1 pseudogene is annotated in these 641 nt (G+C 57.3%); it reads left to right on the top strand.

The features are described 5' to 3' along the window. Positions 1–641: pseudogene (locus ACP7BN_RS27670) on the top strand (hypothetical protein); the annotation flags it as partial.

Here is a 641-nt window from a genome sequence, read left to right as displayed (position 1 = left end):
CACCACCACAGCAAAGCTGACCGCTTGCAAATGACCCACCGGGGCGACATCGGTTACGAGCTGCAAAGCAGCCTGCTTGTGACGGATCGTGACGGTGCACCGATCTGCACCCCCGCGCAGAACCTGGCAACCAAGGACGGCGTGCTCAGTACCCGCGCCGAGCAAATGCTGGCTTCTGAAAAGCACCTGGATGAACTGACAGAGCGTATTGACTGGCTTGAGCAACAAAAATTTGCCAAGCCACTGGTCCATATCGTGGATCGAGAAGCCGACTCAGTAGCGCACATGCGGCGCTGGCAAGCCGAGGGCTGGAACTGGCTGTTACGCGTAAAAGCAGGCTCCACCGCCACTTATGAGGGCCAGTCCCAGCCGTTGAGCAAGATTGGTAGCGGGCTTGTTTACACAGAAACTCGCAAGGTCCAATACAAGGGGAAACCGGCGATTCAATGGGTCGGGGAAGCGTCAGTCGTACTCACCCGTAAAGCGCAGCCGTTTCTCAAAGACAGGGCCGAGCGCAAGACACTGCACAAGGCTGGAGAGCCCTTGCCGGCACGGCTGATCATTAGCCGAATCATGGGCGCAGACGGTAGTTTGCTGGCTGAATGGTATTTGCTGAGCAATCTTGAACAGCAGGTTGCAGG

Origin of the sequence: Pseudomonas sp. TWP3-1 (assembly GCF_049896625.1) — a bacterium.
In the GTDB taxonomy this organism is placed as follows: Bacteria; Pseudomonadota; Gammaproteobacteria; order Pseudomonadales; family Pseudomonadaceae; genus Aquipseudomonas.
The sequence above is the reverse complement of the archived record's forward strand: the minus strand, read 5'-3'. Positions and strand labels throughout refer to the sequence as shown.